This is a genomic window from Kitasatospora sp. NPDC059571 (genome assembly GCF_042735675.1).
Classification (GTDB): Bacteria; Actinomycetota; Actinomycetes; order Streptomycetales; family Streptomycetaceae; genus Kitasatospora.
In genome coordinates this window covers 2,294-3,031 of record NZ_JBHWBW010000677.1, presented here as the reverse complement: position 1 = coordinate 3,031, position 738 = coordinate 2,294, and the positions used below count along the sequence as shown (strand labels likewise).

The window sequence follows — 738 nt, the reverse complement described above, 5'->3', positions numbered from 1 at the left end:
GTCCCCGCCTCGGGGGCGGCGGGTGCGGGCCCGGTGAGGGCGCGCAGCGCCCGCACGGTCTCTTCGTCGCTGCGTCCCCGGGCGGCGGCGGCCAGCACCAGGCCGGCGAGCGGGGCGACGGTGGCCGCGGCGACGGCGAAGGAGCGGGCCTGGGCGAGTGCCTCGCGGAAGTGGTCGGCGGCGCTCGCGCACCGTCCGCGGGCGAGTGCGATCCGGCCGAGCTGGAGCGGGAACCAGGACGCCAGTGAGCCGACCCCGTCCCGCAGGGCGACGGCCTGGCCCTCCAGGACGGCCGCCCTCGCCTCGTCGAAGGAGCCCGACTCCAGCAGTGCGCCGGCCAGTTCGCTCAGCCGGCCGGCCGGATGGGAGAGCCCCGTCCGCTCGGGCACCCGCCGGTGGATGTCGAAGACCTGCCGTCCGAGACCGGCCGCCTCCTCGATCCGCCCGCCCGCCAGCAGGACCCGGAAGCGGGCCGCCGCCACCAGCACGTCGCACCGGGTGGGCGCCCCGCCGGCCGGGACGGCAGCGCCGGCGGCCGTCGCGCCGACGGTGTCGAGCAGGTCGCGCGCCCGGTCGGTGCGGCCGGCCAGCGAGAGCAGGAGCGCCTCGAACGCGGTGAGCGCCGTCCGGACGCCGTCGTCCCGGCGGCGGGGGGGGGGGCGCCGCGGGGGCGGGGGCGCGCGCGCGCGGGCGCGGGCGGGAGCGCGGGTGCGCGAGGGTGTGCGCGCCGCCGCCGCG

The 738-nt window shown here is 81.6% G+C and carries 1 pseudogene; it reads right to left on the bottom strand.

The features are described 5' to 3' along the window. Positions 1–738, bottom strand: a pseudogene (locus ACFV0G_RS37690) (hypothetical protein); the annotation flags it as partial.